Annotated in this window: 1 protein-coding gene; it reads right to left on the bottom strand. The window is 64.1% G+C overall.

What is annotated here, in order from left to right:
• Nucleotides 1–243: 243 nt before the first annotated feature.
• Nucleotides 244–1,125, bottom strand: an 882-nt coding sequence (locus tag JKL45_RS29595) for an IS110 family RNA-guided transposase (RefSeq protein WP_201865345.1), incomplete at its 5' end; no start/stop codon positions are given.

The raw sequence follows: 1,125 nt of genomic DNA, 5'->3' as shown, positions 1-1,125 counted from the left end.
GTTCTCTAATGGGTCAAGGGGCAACTCTCCAATCCTGAGCGGTTTTGCGATCCCAAAGGGTTTCTGCGTTCTCTACGTGCTCCAGGGCACTTGATGGGGTCAGATGGAGTGGAGCGACTTGGTTGAAACCGCAGTCGACCCTTGGCACAGGCCGCATGCGACAAAATCGGCGTCGTCTTCCACACCCTCCCTTGGGCAACGCTCCGCTCGGGAGCTCGTCTCGACCTGCTTCTGCTCGTCCTCCTAGGCTGCCTGGAATGTGGTGCCGTGCCGGAGCATGGCATGCATGATGATCGCCAAGCGGCGGGCCAGCGCCACGCGCGCCTTCCTCATGGTCGAGCGCCGGGCAATGCCCAGCGCCCACTCCTTGAGGGCCAAGGCACCGCGGTAGCGCGTGAGCATCACATTGGCGGCCTCGTACAACAGGGTTCGCACCCGCCGGTCGCCGCACTTCGAGATGCTGCCGACATAGTCGATCTCGCCCGATTGGAAGCGTCTTGGCACCAGGCCCAGATAGGCTCCTACATCACGCGATCGGTGGAAGCGCTCCGGTGCATCGATGGTGGCGACAAAGGCCAGCGCTGTCAGTTGGCCCACACCGGGGATAGTCATCAGCCGCTGGCAGGCCTGTGACGAACGGGCCAGCAACCGCATGTCACGGTCGATCGCTACAACCGCTTCCAGAACAGCTTTGCGGGCTGCAAGCAGGCCCTGCATGGCACCGGATAGACCTGCGATCCCTTGGCTGGCTTGGATCACCTGCTCGGTAAAGCGCGGACTGAGCCCACGCGGCAAGCGGACCCCGAACACGACAGCCAGGCCACGGATCTGGTTCTCCAGGGTGACACGCTGACCGACCAGCTTCTTGCGGGCGATGATCAGGGCTCGCACCGCATGAGCGGGTAGCGATTTGACATGCACGGGCTTGAAGAAGCCGGTGCGGGCGAGATGGGCCAGCCCGCGGGCATCGTTGCGGTCGGTCTTGTGCGTGGCGAGCGACTTGAGAGCCTGGTAGGCCTGCCGGCTCTCGATGCAGATCACTGGCAGCCCGAGGCCGGCAAGGCCATGGAAGAGCATCGGCGCCATGCGGCCGGTCTCGAGCACGATCGTCTGGCAGGCGGGTGC

The organism is Microvirga soli (assembly GCF_016734765.1).
GTDB classification, from domain to species: domain Bacteria; phylum Pseudomonadota; class Alphaproteobacteria; order Rhizobiales; family Beijerinckiaceae; genus Microvirga; species Microvirga soli.
Note: the sequence above shows the minus strand (reverse complement) of the source record. Positions and strands in the feature narration are given on the sequence as shown.